This window comes from Pseudomonas sp. BGI-2 (genome assembly GCF_004310295.1).
Taxonomy (GTDB): domain Bacteria; phylum Pseudomonadota; class Gammaproteobacteria; order Pseudomonadales; family Pseudomonadaceae; genus Aquipseudomonas.
On sequence record NZ_SISB01000046.1, the window covers coordinates 12,058 to 26,920 of the forward strand.

Sequence of the window (14,863 nt, forward strand, 5' to 3'; positions counted from 1 at the left end):
ATAGCGAAATCATGGCGCGATAAGGCAACTGAATGGTTCAGCTGCTCGGGGTGTCGGTATCGCGTTTGCGCTTGTTGCCCATGCGCACGCCGATATCCATCAGGAACTGGAAGAAACCTTCCTGATCTTCCAGCACATTGCTCCAGAACGGCGAGTGATACAGCGCCACAGCACCGTGCACCAGCGCCCAGGACGCGCAGTAATGGAAGTAAGGCGGCACGTCTTCGAGCTTGCCTTCGCTGATCCGGCCCTTGATCAGCAAGGTCAGGCGTTCGAAGTTCGAGGCGCGGATCTTGTGCAGCTCCTCGACCATCTCCGGCACCTGGTTGCCCTTGACCACCTTCTCTTCCAGGCGATCGAACAAGCGATAGCGTTGCGGGTCGCGCATGCGGAATTCGAAGTAGGCCCGGGACAGGGCTTCCTTGTCCTTGTCGACATCAGCCGAATGCAACAGCTCGTTCAGATCACGCTCGTAGTCGAGCATCAGACGCAGATAGATCTCCGCCTTGGATTTGAAATGCTTATAGATCGTGCCTTTGCCGATACCGACGGCATCAGCAATCATCTCGACGGTGACACTGTCTTCACCTTGGTCGAGGAACAGCTTGAGCGCGGTATCGAGAATTTCTTGCTCGCGGCGACGAAACTCACGGACCTTACGAGGTTCTTTATGCATAAGAAAAGGTCTGTTGGGGTCAAAATTCGAAGCCGCGTATTATGCCTAACTTGCGCCAAAATGCACGGATCATCCGACCATATCTGTGTTTCTTGATCATTTCACACAGGTTCGCCAGCTGATGAGAACACTTCCGAAGCGGCTGTATTCCAAAATTGTTTAAAAAACCTGGGTCGGCAAACTGGACTCGGCGCAATACTGATCAATACTTGAACTGTCGGCGGGGCATCTCCCCCAAGTGTCGCGTCGATATAGGTACCAACGGACCGCGTGCCTTTGTTTTACTCCTAATGGTCTTAACCCGGATTCACCCCCCAGAACCCGGGTTTTTTTTGCCTGCGATTTAGCCTTTCACATGCGCCAGCGGAAACAGCCGCTTGAAGTTTTCAGTGGTCTGCTCGGCAAATCGCTCGTAGGACTCACCACGCAACATTGCCAAAAATTCCGCAACCTCGCGTACGTACTGCGGCAGGTTCGGTTTGCCGCGAAAAGGGATCGGCGCCAGGTACGGCGAGTCGGTTTCCACCAACAATCGATCAGCCGGCACTTTACTGGCGACGTCACGCAGCGCATCAGCATTGCGAAAAGTGACAATACCGGACAGGGAAATGTAATAACCCATGTCCAGCGCGGCCTTGGCCATGTCCCAGTCTTCAGTGAAGCAATGCAACACACCCGCCTGAGGCAACGCGGCCTCGCGCAGCAAACTCAACGTATCCTCCCGGGCACCACGGGTATGGATGATCACCGGTTTACCGGTTTGCTGCGCGGCCTGCAGGTGCAAGCGAAACGATTCCTGCTGCAACTCCGCGGCTTCTGGCTCGTAGTGATAGTCCAGACCGGTTTCACCAATCGCCACCACTCGCGGATGATTGAGCTCACGCAACAGCCAATCCAGCGCCGGCGCGGCACCCGGCTGTACATCCAGTGGATGCACACCCACCGAACAGTCGACGTCGTCATAACGTTCGGCCAGGGCTTTGACGTCCGCGGTATTTTCGACGCTGACGCCGATACACAGAAAGTGCCCTACCCCGCGCTGGCGGGCCGTATCGAGCGCGGCATCCAGGGAGCCGTCGTGGGCGGCGAGGTCAAGACGATCGAGGTGGCAATGGGAATCTACGAGCATAAAAAGGCTGCAACTTACATCGTATGAGTGGGACGGTCGGACTTCATGGCTCCGGCCAGATGGGTTTCGATTCGACTGCGCGCGGTGTTGTCGCCGTCGTTGAATTGTACGCCGACCCCGGTTGCACGGTTGCCCTGCGCGCCTTTAGGAGTAATCCAGGCAACTTTGCCGGCGACTGGAATCTTCTCGGCCTCATCCATCAGGTTCAACAGCATGAATACCTCATCGCCCAACTTGTAGCTCTTGTCGGTCGGGATAAACAGGCCACCGTTCTTGATGAATGGCATGTAGGCCGCATAAAGCACGGATTTGTCCTTGATGGCCAGGGACAAAATGCCGTTGCGCGGCCCCGGACTGACGGCTTCATTCATGCTGACCTCCATTGCTGATGATCAGAGTCTAGGCACAGACGATCACTTCTGGGTAGGCAAGGATGCCCATTGCACCAGCAGCGCCTCGAGCAACAATGCCGGATTGAGGTTGGCTTTGCTCATGACCTTCTGGCGCTGGGCGAGAATCCAGTCCTGGATACTCAAGACTTTATCCTGAGCGGTTTTCTGCGCCAGGTATTGAATGACCTTGCGCATGTCCGTCAATCCCAGCCCTGCTTCATCCTGGGTCAACTGATAGCGCAGGATCAGACTCGACCAGTCACAGAACCAGTCGAACAACAGCAACTGCGGGACGGTTTTCCATTCTTCGGCCAACTGCGTCGGCGATTGTTGCTGTTTGAGCAACTTCTTCACGCCTTCGACCACCAGTGCCCGTTGCTCACGCACGCCCTGTGTCTGCAACTTGACCGCGGCCAGCGGGGAGCCGGCGGCCAGGGTCAGCAGTTCGATACGCTCTTCTTCCGAGCTGTCCGGCAGGGCCTTGGCCAGCCAGGCAAGACTCATCGCTTTGCTCGGCAGCGGACAGGCCTGCTGCACGCAGCGGCTCTTGATGGTCGGCAGCAGACGGCTGGTCTGGTGGCTGACCAACAGCAAAACAGTATCGCCGGAAGGTTCTTCAAGGCTTTTGAGCAAGGCGTTGGCGGCGTTGATGTTCATCGCCTCGGCCGGCTCGATCAGCACCACTTTGCGGCCGCCCATCTGCGCGGTCTGGACCACGAAGCTGACCAGATCACGCACCTGATCGACCTTGATCGCCTTGTCGGCTTCTTCCGGTTCCAGGATGTAATTGTCGGGGTGACTGCCGGCCTTCAGCAACAGACAGGATTTGCATTCGCCGCAGGCATCCTGGGCGGAGGGACGCTGGCACAGTAAACTGGCCATCAAGCGCTCGGCCAGCGCGCGCTTGCCGATCCCGGCCGGGCCATGCAGCAGATAGGCGTGAGCATGTTGCTTGCGACCGGCCAACTGCTGCCAGAGGCTGTCCTGCCACGGGTAGGCTTCAGCCACGAGTCAACTCCAGCAAACGCGGCAGCAACGCATCCAGTGACTGCTGAACCTGCGCCAGCGGCTGGGCGGCGTCGACCAGGACATAACGCGCAGGATCCGCTTCAGCACGCTTGAGGAAAGCACTGCGCACGGCATCGAAAAAGGTCCGGCCTTCGAGTTCGAACCGGTCCAGGCGACCGCGAGTACTGGCGCGAGCCAGACCCACTTCCACCGGCAGATCAAAGATCAGCGTCAGGTCCGGGCGCAAATCACCCTGGACAAACGCTTCAAGGGCCGCGATGCGCTCCAGCGACAAACCGCGACCGCCGCCCTGATAGGCGTAGGTCGAATCGGTAAAACGATCACACAAGACCACCGCACCGCGGGCCAGCGCCGGGCGAATCACCTCGGCCAGATGCTGGGCACGCGCGGCAAACACCAGCAACAACTCGGTGTCGGGGTTCATGACTTCATCAACCGGCGCCAACAACACTTCGCGAATCCGCTCGGCCAACGGCGTACCACCCGGCTCGCGGGTCAGCACAACCTCGATACCGGCGGCACGCAGGCGCTCGGCCAGGTATTCGCGGTTGGTGCTTTTGCCGGCGCCTTCCGGGCCTTCCAGGGTAATAAACAAGCCAGTCACAGGCAGTCCTTAATCAGGGTCATTGCGGGTTTTGCGGCGCGGTTGCGTCCGGCTCGGGCACAGGTTCGGGCTCAGGCTCAGGCTCCGGAGCGGGTGCAGCAACGGGCTCTTGCGGCGCTACGGGTGGCACAGTCTCGGGATCGGAGTTGGGCGAAGCGGCCGGAATCGGCGCTTCGGCCTCCGGCGTTTCGCCATTCTGGATTTCGGGCGACGAGGCCGGTGCCGGGCTGGAACGGTAGTCGGCACGACGCTTGAGCTGGAACTCACGCACCGCATTATTGTGGGCATCCAGATCATCGGAGAACACGTGGCTACCATCACCGCGAGCGACGAAGTAGAGGCTGTTGCCCGCCACCGGGTTCAACGCGGCATGGATCGCTTCACGGCCGACCATGGCAATCGGTGTCGGCGGCAGGCCCGAAATCATGTAGGTGTTGTACGGCGTGGCTTCCTTTAGATGGGCACGGGTCAATTTGCCGCTGTAGCGATCACCCAGGCCATAGATCACTGTCGGATCGGTCTGCAACAGCATGCCAATCGCCATGCGCCGCACAAACACGCCAGCGATCTGCCCGCGCTCTTGTGGCACACCGGTTTCCTTTTCCACCAGCGAGGCCATGATCAGCGCCTGATAGGGCTCGGTGTACGGCACGTCAGCCGAGCGCTGGCCCCACTCCTTGGCGAGGACTTCGTCGAGGCGGTCGTAGGCTTTCTTCAGCAGCTCGACGTCAGTCATGCCACGCACGAAGCGGTAGGTGTCGGGGAAGAACCGTCCTTCGGGAAAGATCCCGGTGTGTCCGAGTTTGTCCATCACCTCGCTATCGCTCAAACCGTTCAGGGTCTGCTCGAGTTTTTCATCCTTGGCCAGCGCCGCACGGACCTGATGGAAATTCCAGCCTTCGACCAGGGTCAGGCTGTACTGAACAATATCGCCACGCTTCCACAGGTCGATCAGCCCCTCGACGGTCATGCCGGGTTGCATGCGGTATTCGCCCTTGTGCAAGGGCTGTCCGGCCAAATTGAAACGCCAATAGACGCGCAACCAGAAAGCGTCCTTGATGACGCCATCGGCTTCGAGTCGATAGAAAGTGCGGGTAGGCGTCGTGCCTTTGGGCACTTCCAGCAGTTCTTCCTGGGTGATGTTGAGCGGCTGTTCCAGCGCCGAATGAATTTTCCAGGCGGAGGCGCCCAGACACAGCCCTGCAAGAACCAATCCGGTTTCCAGCAGCAGCAAGAATTTACGTCTCACGTATCAAGCATCCAGTAGCGCGCGGGCAATGGTTTGGAGTTTACGGGTGAGCGGCCCAACCGACCAGCTCAGCGCAGCATAGGCGCGCACCGGCCAAACGCCATACACGCTGTTGCAGACAAAGACTTCATCGGCCCATTGCAGCTGATCCAGGCTGATGTCGGTGATTTGTGTGGGGACCCCCGATGACTCGGCTTGAAACAATAACTCGGCACGCATTACGCCGGCCACGCCACAGCGCTTCAAATCAGCCGTGATCAACACGCCATCGCGGATCAGGAACAGGTTGCTGAACACACCTTCGATCACGCGCCCCGCCAGATCAAGCATCAAGCCTTCGGCATGCTCCGTATCTTGCCATTCGGCGCGAGCAATCACTTGCTCCAGACGGTTAAGGTGTTTGAGGCCGGCAAGCAGTGGTTGCCTGGACAGGCGTGTCGCACAAGGGAACAGGCGAACGCCCTGCTCGCCATGAACGGCAGGATAAGCCGCGGGAGGATTGCCTTGCAGAATACGTCGGGCCTGAGCCGAGGGATCGGGGGCGTAACCACGCAGACTGTCGCCGCGGGTGATGATGAGTTTGAGCACACCCTCCTTCAGTGTGCTGGCATAGGCCAGCAGCTCACTGCGGATCAACTCATGATCGGCAGCAATCGCCAGGCGCAAACAGCCATCGACCAGACGCGCCAGATGTCGGTCCAGCAGCAACGGTTGCCCGCCTCGCACGGCAATGGTCTCGAACAGACCATCACCGTAAGCCAGGCCGCGATCTTTCAGCGACAAAGTGTCAGCCGGCTGACCGTCGACCCAGCTGTCCATCAGTCAGCGAACCGGCGGAACACCAGCGAGCCGTTGGTACCGCCAAATCCGAAGGAGTTGGACAGCACCACATCGATATCCATATTGCGCGCGGTGTGCGGAACGAAATCAAGATCGCAGCCTTCATCCGGCTCATCGAGGTTGATGGTCGGTGGAGCCACCTGGCTGTTGATTGCCAGCACACTGAAGATCGCCTCGACCGCACCTGCTGCACCCAACAGGTGACCGGTCATGGACTTGGTCGAACTGACGGCCAGTTTGTAGGCGTGATCGCCGAACACCGACTTGATCGCACAGGCTTCGGCGAGGTCGCCGGCCGACGTCGAGGTGCCGTGGGCGTTGATGTACTGAACCTGATCGCTATTGATCTTCGCATCACGCAGGGCGTTGGTGATGCAACGCGCAGCACCTGCACCGTCTGCCGGAGGCGACGTCATGTGGAACGCATCGCCACTGGTGCCGAAACCGATCAGCTCGGCGTAGATGGTCGCGCCGCGCGCCTTGGCGTGTTCCAGTTCTTCGAGAACCAGCGCGCCGGCACCATCGGACAACACGAAGCCATCACGACCCTTGTCCCATGGACGGCTGGCGCGGGTCGGCTCGTCGTTGCGGGTCGACAGTGCACGGGAGGCACCGAAGCCGCCCATGCCCAGACCGCACGCCGCCATCTCGGCGCCGCCGGCAATCATCACGTCGGCTTCGTCGTACATGATGTTTCGGGCTGCCATGCCGATGCAGTGCGTACCGGTGGTACACGCGGTGGCGATGGCGTAGTTAGGTCCCTGTGCACCCAAGTGGATGGACAGAAAACCGGAAATCATATTGATGATCGAGCCAGGCACGAAAAACGGAGAAATCCGTCGTGGGCCGGAATCATGCAGGGTGCGGCTGGTTTCTTCGATATTGGTCAGACCGCCAATACCCGAACCCATGGCCACGCCGATGCGCTCACGGTTGGCGTCGGTGACTTCCAGACCGGCGTTACGAACTGCCTGAAAACCTGCGGCCAGACCGTATTGAATGAACAGGTCGAGCTTGCGAGCTTCCTTGACCGACAGGTATTCCTCGACATTGAAGCCCTTTACCGAGCCGCCAAAACGGGTGGAATAGGCAGAAAGGTCGGTGTGTTCGATCAGACCAATGCCACTGCGGCCAGCCAGAATGCCCTGCCAACTGCTCGGCACATCCGTGCCCAGTGGCGACAACATACCCATACCGGTGACTACGACGCGTCTACGCGACACAGCACTCTCCTTTTTCAAATGACGACTTTGCATCAGGCCTAAAGAAAAAACCGCACGCCATGAGGCAGTGCGGTTTTTCCATGACAGCAAGCAACGATTACAAGCTATTAAGCCTGGTGGTTTGTAACGTAATCGATTGCAGCTTGTACAGTAGTGATCTTCTCAGCTTCTTCGTCAGGGATTTCGGTCTCGAATTCCTCTTCCAGAGCCATCACCAGCTCAACGGTGTCAAGGGAGTCGGCACCCAGGTCTTCAACGAAGGAAGCAGTGTTGACCACTTCTTCTTCTTTAACGCCCAGTTGCTCAGCAACGATTTTCTTGACGCGCTCTTCGATGGTGCTCATACCTTGTTTTCACTCCTAATGGACAAATTCAGGCAGCTGGCCAGTGGGTAAGTGTATAGAAAGACTTTTCAGTTTTTCAACTGAAAGCTTCACTCCTCAAACCCGGTGGCCCTCTGCCTATAAATAGATTGCAGCTTTATAACGGATTTTAGACAGCTCGTATGACATTTTTTTGAAGCAACCCGTCACATTTAACTCATGTACATCCCGCCATTCACCGGGATTGTAGCCCCAGTAACGTAAGCCGCACCGTCGGATGCAAGAAAAGCGACCACAGACGCGATCTCTTGTGCTTGCCCCAGACGGCTCAGCGGAATTTGCGCTATCAGGCTATCACGCTGCGCTTCGGGCAGTTCGCGGGTCATATCGGTGTCGATGAACCCAGGGGCCACCGAGTTTACCGTAATCGAACGCGAACCGACTTCACGCGCCAGCGCACGACTGAAACCTTCCAGACCGGCCTTGGCGGCTGCGTAGTTTACTTGGCCTGCGTTGCCCATGGCACCCACAACAGAGCCAATACTGATAATTCGTCCCCAACGGGCTTTGGTCATGCCACGCAAAACGCCCTTGGACAGGCGGAACAGACTGTTCAGGTTGGTATCGACGACGTCATGCCATTCGTCATCTTTCATACGCATCACCAGGTTATCGCGGGTGATACCGGCATTGTTGACCAGGATCGCCGGCGCACCGAATTGCGAAGTGATGCTCGCCAGTACTGCAGCAACGGACTCGTCGCTGGTGACGTTGAGTTCCAGGCCAGTGCCTTGAATACCGTTTTCCTTCAGGGTAGCGGCAATGCGCTCGGCACCCGAGGCAGACGTCGCGGTGCCGATAACGATGGCACCCTGACGACCCAATTCCAGGGCGATAGCCTGGCCGATACCGCGGCTCGCGCCGGTGACCAATGCAACTTTACCTTGCAGACTCATGCAGGCTTCTCCTGATTCAGGCCAGCGCTGCACGGGCGGCAGCGAAGGCATCGGGGGTATTGAGGTTGGATGTCGACACGCCTTCGGCGCAACGCTTGTTCAGACCAGCCAGCACTTTGCCAGGGCCGCATTCGACCAACTGGGTAGCACCCTTGGCGGCCAGTACCTGAACCGATTCGACCCAGCGTACAGGCTTGTAAAGCTGCTCAAGCAGATCGCGCTTGAGGGTTTCCAGATCCGCTGGCACGCTGGCGCTGACGTTCTGAACCACCGGGATCTGCGGCACCTGCCAGTCGATCGCTGCGATCGACTCGGCGAAACGCTCGGCCGCCGGACGCATCAGCTCGCAATGGGACGGCACGCTGACCGGCAACGGCATGGCACGCTTGGCACCACGAGCCTTGCAGCCTTCGATGGCGCGCTCGACCGCTGCCTTGGCTCCGGCGATGACCACTTGGCCAGGGGAGTTGAAGTTGACCGCGCTGACCACCTCGCCTTGCGCCGCTTCGGCGCAGGCTGCCAACACGTCAGCGTCGTCCAGACCGAGGATCGCGGCCATGCCGCCCTGCCCGGCCGGAACGGCTTCTTGCATCAACTGACCACGGCGTTCAACCAGCTTGACGGCGTCGCCCAGGCTCAAGCTACCTGCCGCGACCAAAGCGCTGTATTCGCCCAGACTGTGACCGGCAACATACGCCGGACGCGCGCCGCCTTCAGCCAGCCACAGACGCCACAGGGCAATCGAGGCGGTCAGAATGGCCGGTTGGGTTTTATCGGTTTGATTGAGTTGCTCTTCCGGCCCTTGCTGGGTCAGTGCCCACAGGTCGTAACCCAGAGCATCGGAAGCTTCTTTGAATGTTTCGAGGACAACCGGATGTTGCGCGCCCAACTCGGCCAGCATGCCGAGGGACTGCGAACCCTGTCCCGGAAAGACGAATGCGAGGGAAGCAGACATGTAACAAGCCCCTAATGATCTTGTCGTCGGAGAATTGACGTCCCGCTTGGAGGAACGCAAGAAACTGACAGTTGGATGGCAAATTGAACTGAGCGGTCACATTTAAGCATTGTCCGACGAAAACGCCTAAAGCAACAAATCCACCAGACGACCATGAATGCGTTCCGGCAGGTTTTCCTGGATCTCGATCAGCGCCCGGGAAATCGCACTCTGGAAACCCTGGACCCCGGCCGAACCGTGGCTTTTCACCACAATCCCCTGCAAACCCAGGAAACTTGCGCCGTTATGCCGCGCAGGTGCCAGATCGGCTTGCAAGCGCCTCATCAGCGGCAGCGCCAACGCGCCGACCATTTTCGAGGCAAGGTTCTTCTTGAACAAGGCTTCGATTCGCCCGGCAATCATGGTCGCCAGGCCTTCGCTGGACTTGAGCAGGATATTGCCGACAAAGCCGTCACACACCACCACGTCCGCCTCGCCACGGTACAAACCGTCACCTTCGACGAAGCCGATGTAATTGATACCACGGGCACTTTGCAACAAGGTTGCAGCGAGCTTGACCTGCTGATTGCCCTTGATGTCTTCGGTGCCGATGTTCAGCAAGGCCACACGCGGGCGAACGATACCCAAGGCTTCCGCCGCCACCGACCCCATGATTGCGAACTGCAACAGGTGTTCGGCGCTGCAATCGACATTGGCGCCCAGATCGAGTAACTGGCAATAACCCTTCTGCGTTGGAATCGCCGCAACCATCGCCGGTCGATCGATGCCCGGCAACGTCTTGAGCACAAACCGCGACAACGCCATCAGCGCACCGGTATTGCCGGCACTGACACAGGCCTGCACCTTGCCATCGCGCAGCAACTCCAGCGCCACACGCATCGACGAATCAGGCTTGCCGCGCAACGCCTGGGCAGGCTTTTCGTCCATGGTGATGACTTCGGATGCCGGAGCAATCGACAGACGCGAGCGATCCACAGCCGATTGGCCAGAGAGCAATTCTTCAAGAAGAGAGGGTTGACCGACGAGGGTCAGGTGCAGCGAGGGCGTAGCAGACAGACAAGCAAGGCTGGCCTGAACAATGCTGCGGGGACCGAAGTCCCCGCCCATTGCGTCAATCGCGATGACTTGAGCAGACAAGTGATTACTCGTCAGCGCCCTTGTCGATCACTTTACGGCCACGGTATACGCCTTCTGGCGATACGTGGTGACGCAGGTGAATTTCACCGGTGGTTTTTTCTACAGACAGAGTGCTTGCCGTCAGGGCGTCGTGCGAACGACGCATGTCACGGGCAGAGCGGGATTTTTTGTTCTGCTGAACAGCCATAATTGATTAACTCCTAAACGTTTGGGTCACGCTTTAACTGCGCCAATACACTGAACGGGTTGGACCGCGTTACCTCGTCCTCGCTCGGTTCGGGCTCATCGAGACCCGCCGGCTGCTGGCATTCTTCCGGATGATGAGCAGGCACAATGGGCAAGGCGAGCAGAAGCTCCTCCTCGATCAGTGACTGCAGATCCAATGGATCTTCGCCCAGTTCCAGCACGTCATAACCTTTCGGCAACGACTGGGTATTCGCACCCTCCTTCACCACAGCATAACTGCATTCGCTATGGATCGGCAGGGTGACCAGCTCAAGACAACGCTGGCAAACCATTTTGACTTCGGTGTCGATAAAGCTGTGGATTACCACAGACTTACGTTCATCTCGTTCAAAAACGAATTTAGCCTGCACCGTACCGACAGTGTCGGAAAGCGGGTCGCAGAGTCTCTCCAAATCGGCCAGCAGCAGTTCACCTTGAAGGGTGGTGCCACGGTCAGCCAATTTGCGCGGGTCAACGTGAGGTGGAATCGGGTCATTCAACATAGGCGCAGCATTATAGGGATGCACCCAGCCATGTCAAAGGAAATTCAGCCCTGTCCGTCACTTGGAAGCCTCGGTAGAATTCGCGCCTGCCTTCAGGAGATGCGCATGCTGCCTTTATTACTCGCTTCAAGCTCGGTTTATCGCCGGGAATTGCTGGCCCGCTTGCAGCTGCCGTTCACCTGCAGCTCACCGGATATCGATGAAAGCCATCGCCCGGGCGAGTCTGCCATTGAGCTGGTAAAACGCCTCGCCACAGAAAAAGCCCGGGCACTTGCCCGCAGCCATCCCGCACATCTGATCATCGGCTCCGATCAGGTCGCAGTCCTCGGCGAACGGATTATCGGCAAACCCCACACCTTCGAGAAGGCCCGTGAACAACTGCTGGCTTCGAGCGGTGCCAGCGTGACCTTCCTGACAGGCCTGGCACTGCTCAACAGCGAGACCGGCGGCTGCCAGGTCGACTGCGTGCCCTTCACCGTGCACATGCGCACGCTGGACCCGGCACGCATCGAGCGCTACCTGCGCGCTGAACAACCCTACGACTGCGCTGGCAGCTTCAAGGCTGAAGGTTTAGGGGTCAGCCTGTTTCAAAGCACCGAAGGCCCTGACGCCACCAGCCTGATCGGCCTGCCGCTGATTCGCCTGATCGACATGCTGCTGGCCGAAGGCGTGCAAATCCCCTGAACACCACAACCGTGCAAATGTAAAAACCGGCCACTTGGGCCGGTTTTTTGTGCTGCCAGAGATCAGCGCAACGACGGACCGTTAAAGCCCATCCACATCGCCAGTTGCTCAGCCACGCTGGCACCGAGCTTCTTCGAGAAGCGATCGAACGGCGATTCCTGAACGGTGAAATCCACCAACTCTTTCTCGCCAATCACATCACGTGCCACCGAGCTGGCATTCCCCAGACCATCGATCAAACCCAGCGGCAATGCCTGCTCCCCGTTCCAGACCAGCCCGGAGAACAGTTCCGGATGCTCTTTGTCCTTGAGACGGTCGCCACGGCCCTTCTTCACGCTGTTGATAAACTGCTGGTGCGTGGTATCCAGCACGCCCTGCCAGAACCGAGTTTCCTCAGGCTTTTGCGGCTGGAACGGGTCGAGGAATGACTTGTGCTCGCCCGACGTGTAGGTCCGACGCTCGACACCGAGCTTCTCCATGGTGCCGACAAAGCCGTAACCGGCCGCCGTCACACCAATGGAACCGACCAGGCTCGCCTTGTCGGCGTAAATCTGATCAGCCGCGCTGGCGATGTAGTAAGCACCGGATGCACCCAGATCGGAGATCACTGCGTACACCTTGGTGTCCGGGTGCAAGCCGCGCAAACGCACGATCTCGTCATACACGTAACCCGACTGCACCGGACTGCCGCCCGGGCTGTTGATGCGCAGGATCACACCCTTGACCTTATCATCCTCGAAGGCTGCACGCAGACTGCCGACGATGTTGTCAGCGCTGGCCGGCTCCTTGTCAGCAATCACGCCGGTCACGTCGATCAACGCCGTGTAGTGGGAACCACGGGCCGCACCTTTTTCCATATCCATCAGCGGCGTGAACAGAATCAACGCGCCAATCAGATACACAAAGGTCAGCAGCTTGAAGAAAATCCCCCAGCGACGAGACCGGCGCTGCTCCTGGACACTGGCCAACAAGGTCTTTTCCAGCAGCTTCCAGCTTTTTTCGTCACCGCTCTCTGCACTCGCCTTGGCGGGCGCTTTCCATTCGTCGGTCATGACATCTACCCCAGCAAAAACCCATTAAGCCCGCTGACTCAGCCAGGCATGCAATTCTGAAAAACGATCAATGGCCAGTCGCGGCTCGAACAGCCTCAGCGCCTCGATCGATTGAGCGCCATAACTGACCGCCACCGAATGCATACCGGCGTTACGCGCCATCTGCAAATCGAAGGACGAATCACCGACCATCAGCGCCTGCCCCGACTGAACTTCGCAATGGGCGAGAATCTGCTCAAGCATCAGCGGATGAGGCTTGCTGGCGGTTTCATCGGCGGCGCGGGTGATATCGAAATAATCTTCCCAGCCGTGAGCTTTCAGCACCCGATCCAGCCCGCGACGGGCCTTGCCCGTCGCCACAGCCAGATGATAACCCTCGGCACGAAACGCCTCCATCGACTCGACCACACCTTCGAACAGCGGCGAGGGCACGGCTTCGGCGGCGATGTAGTGATCCGCATAGTGCTGCCGGAACGCTACCAGCTCGTCATCGCCAATTTCGGGGTACAACGTGCGAATAGCCTCAGGCAGGCCCAGACCGATAATGCCCTTGACTGCAAAATCATCACGCAACTGAAACCCCGACCGTTCGGACGCGACATGCATCGCCTCGACAATCCGACCAATGGAGTCAGCCAGCGTGCCGTCCCAATCGAAAATCAGCAGCTTGTAATCAGAGGGGTGCACTCAGGCGCTCCACGGTCTTGGCCCACATTTCGTCCACTGGCGCCTGCAACTTCAACTCACCCCCATCCGGCAGCGGCACGGTCAGCAGGTAGGCGTGCAGGAACAAGCGTTTGCCGCCCAGATCGCGGATTTCCTTACTGAAACCTTCATCGCCATACTTGGTATCGCCAGCGATGCAATGCCCGGCGTGCAGGGTATGAACGCGGATCTGGTGAGTCCGGCCGGTGATCGGCTTGGCTTCGATCAGGGTGGCAAAGTCGCCGAAACGACGCAGGACCTTGAACACGGTCACAGACTCCTTGCCCTCCTCCTCGTCGACCTCGACCATACGCTCGCCGGAACGCAGATTGCTCTTGCCGAGCGACGCACGAACCTGCTTGATCGAGGCCGCCCAGTTACCGCGGACCAGCGCCATATAGCGCTTATCGACGCCATCACCGCGCAATGCCGTGTGCAAGTGACGCAGCATGCTGCGCTTCTTGGCGATCATCAGCAGACCGGAGGTGTCACGGTCGAGACGGTGAACCAGTTCGAGCTCCTTGCAGTCGGGACGCAACTGACGAAAGGCTTCGATCACCCCATAAGTCAGTCCGCTGCCGCCATGAACCGCGATGCCGCAAGGCTTGTTGATCACTATCAACGCCTTGTCCTCGAACACAATCGAGGCTTCGAGGCGTTGCAGCAGGCCCTGGGCCAACGGCACCGGCTCGTCACGCTCAGGCACGCGAACCGGCGGCACGCGCACGATATCGCCCGCCTGCAGCTTGTATTCGGGCTTGATCCGACCTTTGTTCACTCGCACTTCGCCCTTGCGCAAAATGCGGTAAATCAAAGTCTTGGGCACGCCTTTGAGCCGAGCGAGAAGGAAGTTATCAATACGTTGGCCGGCATATTCCGGCGAGACCTCCAGCAGTTGTACGGCTGGGGTCGAAGGGGCAGTAGTCGTCATGCCGCGGATGATAACAATTTTTTATGGAATTGAAGCACTTAATCATTGCTGCTATAGTCGCGAACGCCGCCAAAAGCGGCCTGGACAGCGGACTAACGGTCAAAAACCGGCCCTGACCAACGCAATTCACCAGGGCGCGAGGCCGTCCTACGGGGCTTTCGCTACGTAACGGTGGAGTTTGCAGCTGTAACGAGCGCAGGTGACATGAGGCCTGAATCAAGCCGCAAAGCAGAGTTTTCACTCGCCTTTC

At 58.6% G+C, this 14,863-nt stretch carries 18 protein-coding genes; 1 reads left to right on the plus strand and 17 read right to left on the minus strand.

What is annotated here, in order from left to right; translation table 11 throughout:
• Positions 1 to 37: 37 nt before the first annotated feature.
• The 14 genes from EYC95_RS25110 to EYC95_RS25175 all read right to left on the minus strand — a co-directional run bounded on the left by EYC95_RS25110 (position 38) and on the right by EYC95_RS25175 (position 11,241).
• Positions 38 to 676 carry a TetR/AcrR family transcriptional regulator gene (locus tag EYC95_RS25110; protein ID WP_008152317.1) on the minus strand — a complete coding sequence of 213 codons (639 nt, stop codon included), beginning with the start codon at positions 674 to 676 and terminating at the stop codon, positions 38 to 40.
• 343 nt (positions 677 to 1,019) lie between these two features.
• A complete protein-coding gene (locus EYC95_RS25115) occupies positions 1,020 to 1,805 on the minus strand; it encodes a TatD family hydrolase (RefSeq protein ID WP_131062719.1) in 786 nt (261 codons plus the stop codon).
• Positions 1,806 to 1,819: 14 nt separating this feature from the next.
• Entirely contained in the window at positions 1,820 to 2,176 is a 357-nt protein-coding gene (locus EYC95_RS25120) for a PilZ domain-containing protein (protein ID WP_131062720.1), read from the minus strand.
• Positions 2,177 to 2,218: 42 nt separating this feature from the next.
• On the minus strand, positions 2,219 to 3,205 hold the full coding sequence (locus EYC95_RS25125; RefSeq protein ID WP_131062721.1) for a DNA polymerase III subunit delta': 987 nt from the start codon (positions 3,203 to 3,205) through the stop codon (positions 2,219 to 2,221).
• A complete protein-coding gene (gene tmk / locus EYC95_RS25130; protein ID WP_131062722.1) occupies positions 3,198 to 3,830 on the minus strand; it encodes a dTMP kinase in 633 nt (210 codons plus the stop codon). The genes EYC95_RS25125 and tmk overlap by 8 nt, the downstream gene beginning before the upstream one ends.
• Positions 3,831 to 3,849: 19 nt before the next feature.
• The gene (gene mltG, locus EYC95_RS25135; protein WP_131062723.1) at positions 3,850 to 5,079 is read right to left on the minus strand and encodes an endolytic transglycosylase MltG; all 1,230 of its coding nucleotides are present in this window, start codon (positions 5,077 to 5,079) and stop codon (positions 3,850 to 3,852) included.
• A gap of 3 nt (positions 5,080 to 5,082) precedes the next feature.
• Positions 5,083 to 5,898: an aminodeoxychorismate lyase gene (gene pabC / locus EYC95_RS25140; RefSeq protein WP_131062724.1), complete on the minus strand. Its 816-nt coding sequence runs from the start codon at positions 5,896 to 5,898 to the stop codon at positions 5,083 to 5,085.
• Positions 5,898 to 7,142, minus strand: coding sequence for a beta-ketoacyl-ACP synthase II (fabF, locus tag EYC95_RS25145; protein ID WP_131062725.1), 1,245 nt, complete (start codon positions 7,140 to 7,142; stop codon positions 5,898 to 5,900). Before fabF ends, pabC begins: the two co-directional genes overlap by 1 nt.
• A 107-nt stretch (positions 7,143 to 7,249) precedes the next feature.
• Positions 7,250 to 7,486, minus strand: coding sequence for an acyl carrier protein (gene acpP, locus EYC95_RS25150; RefSeq protein WP_003442511.1), 237 nt, complete (start codon positions 7,484 to 7,486; stop codon positions 7,250 to 7,252).
• A gap of 191 nt (positions 7,487 to 7,677) precedes the next feature.
• Complete coding sequence (fabG, locus tag EYC95_RS25155; RefSeq protein ID WP_131062726.1) at positions 7,678 to 8,421, minus strand: 3-oxoacyl-ACP reductase FabG; 744 nt, start codon at positions 8,419 to 8,421, stop codon at positions 7,678 to 7,680.
• A gap of 16 nt (positions 8,422 to 8,437) precedes the next feature.
• Positions 8,438 to 9,376, minus strand: coding sequence for an ACP S-malonyltransferase (gene fabD / locus EYC95_RS25160; protein ID WP_131062727.1), 939 nt, complete (start codon positions 9,374 to 9,376; stop codon positions 8,438 to 8,440).
• 126 nt (positions 9,377 to 9,502) lie between these two features.
• On the minus strand, positions 9,503 to 10,513 hold the full coding sequence (gene plsX / locus EYC95_RS25165) for a phosphate acyltransferase PlsX (RefSeq protein ID WP_131062728.1): 1,011 nt from the start codon (positions 10,511 to 10,513) through the stop codon (positions 9,503 to 9,505).
• Between the two features lie 4 nt (positions 10,514 to 10,517).
• On the minus strand, positions 10,518 to 10,700 hold the full coding sequence (rpmF, locus tag EYC95_RS25170) for a 50S ribosomal protein L32 (protein WP_008152339.1): 183 nt from the start codon (positions 10,698 to 10,700) through the stop codon (positions 10,518 to 10,520).
• Positions 10,701 to 10,713: 13 nt separating this feature from the next.
• Positions 10,714 to 11,241: a YceD family protein gene (locus EYC95_RS25175; protein ID WP_004371317.1), complete on the minus strand. Its 528-nt coding sequence runs from the start codon at positions 11,239 to 11,241 to the stop codon at positions 10,714 to 10,716.
• A gap of 105 nt (positions 11,242 to 11,346) precedes the next feature.
• Here EYC95_RS25175 and EYC95_RS25180 point away from each other — a divergent pair, with 105 nt between their 5' ends.
• Positions 11,347 to 11,925 (plus strand): nucleoside triphosphate pyrophosphatase, encoded by a 579-nt coding sequence (locus EYC95_RS25180; protein WP_131062729.1) that lies wholly within the window; start codon positions 11,347 to 11,349, stop codon positions 11,923 to 11,925.
• A gap of 62 nt (positions 11,926 to 11,987) precedes the next feature.
• On the opposite strand, the gene EYC95_RS25185 is transcribed toward EYC95_RS25180, so the two are convergent.
• The 3 genes from EYC95_RS25185 to rluC are packed head-to-tail and all read right to left on the minus strand — an operon-like array spanning position 11,988 to position 14,613.
• Positions 11,988 to 12,977 (minus strand): S49 family peptidase, encoded by a 990-nt coding sequence (locus EYC95_RS25185; RefSeq protein ID WP_131062730.1) that lies wholly within the window; start codon positions 12,975 to 12,977, stop codon positions 11,988 to 11,990.
• Between the two features lie 24 nt (positions 12,978 to 13,001).
• On the minus strand, positions 13,002 to 13,664 hold the full coding sequence (locus EYC95_RS25190; protein WP_131062731.1) for an HAD-IA family hydrolase: 663 nt from the start codon (positions 13,662 to 13,664) through the stop codon (positions 13,002 to 13,004).
• Complete coding sequence (gene rluC / locus EYC95_RS25195) at positions 13,651 to 14,613, minus strand: 23S rRNA pseudouridine(955/2504/2580) synthase RluC (protein WP_131062732.1); 963 nt, start codon at positions 14,611 to 14,613, stop codon at positions 13,651 to 13,653. The genes EYC95_RS25190 and rluC overlap by 14 nt, the downstream gene beginning before the upstream one ends.
• Between the last annotated feature and the right edge of the window lie 250 nt (positions 14,614 to 14,863).